This is a genomic window from Streptomyces sp. NPDC037389 (genome assembly GCF_040636475.1).
GTDB classification, from domain to species: Bacteria; Actinomycetota; Actinomycetes; order Streptomycetales; family Streptomycetaceae; genus Streptomyces; species Streptomyces hesseae.
Genome location: NZ_JBEZUS010000085.1, coordinates 1 through 1,082, shown reverse-complemented (window position 1 = coordinate 1,082; position 1,082 = coordinate 1). Strand labels below are relative to the sequence as shown.

The 1,082-nt window shown below is 67.4% G+C and carries 1 pseudogene; it reads right to left on the bottom strand.

Annotated features, from left to right (window positions below):
* Positions 1-1,082, bottom strand: a pseudogene (locus AB0E98_RS33935) (Tat pathway signal sequence domain protein); the annotation flags it as partial.

Genomic DNA, 1,082 nt, shown 5'->3' with positions numbered 1-1,082 from the left:
CGCGGACGACGTCGTCCTCCAGCTGCTCGAAGTCGTTGGAAAGGTTGGTCCAGCGGGCCGGCTCGGTGATCTGCATGCCGTAGAACGCGGGCTTCTTCGTGACGGCGCCCATGCGCTGCTGCCACTCGACCTGTCCCTTGGCGACCGCGGGGAAGTCGGGGTGGGCGATGGTCGCGGCGGGGCTCGCCACCATCACGTAGGCGTTCATCACGTCGATGTTGCCCTGGTCGGTCTTGGTGGGCACGCCGTCCTTGACCGTGTAGTGGGTGCCCTCCACACCGTAGTTGGTGGCCATGTACTCCTTGGTGCCGTACGGCGCGGCGGTGACGTTGGCGACGGCCAGCACGTCACGGATCACGGCCTCGGACGCCTTCTTGTTGACGAAGGCGAAGATGCTCGCCGGGTTCTGCGCCCACAGCGTGGGGGCGCCGCCGTCGTGGCCGAAGAGGTCCATGCCCCAGATCTTGAACTCGGGGTTCTGCACGGCCTGTTCGGCGGTGCGGCTCCACCACTGGGACATGTCCTGGTTGTAGATCAGGAACTCGCCGGCGGCGAACTTGGGCCCGGGGTCGGCGGCGTTGGACTTGCCGAGCTTGGCGTCGGGGTGCACGACGCCGGCGGCGAACAGCTTGCGCGTCCACTCCAGGGCCTCGAGGTACTCGTCGGTCTCGATGCGGTAGACCAGCTTGCCGTCGACCTCGTTCCAGCCGAGCGACTTCTCGTTGCCGGAGAGCACGCCGAAGGCGTTGAAGGCGGTCCACTTCATGTCCAGGCAGGCCCAGCGCTTGGCCCTGGCGTTGGTGGCCTCCTTGGCCAGCGCCATGAACTCGTCGCAGGAGCGGGGGACTTCGTAGCCCTCCTTCTCGAAGATGTCCTGGCGGTAGAACGGCACGATCGCGGGGACGTGCGAGGACGGCATCGGCAGGCCGCGCAGCTTGCCGCCGAAGAGGGAGCGCTGCCAGGCGTCGGTGGGGATCGCGGCGAGGTTCGGGTACTCCTTGACCGCGTCGCCGGAGAGGTAGGGGCCGAGGTCGGCGAACTTGCCGATGATGGCGCTGGGGAACTTGCCGGTCATGTTCCAG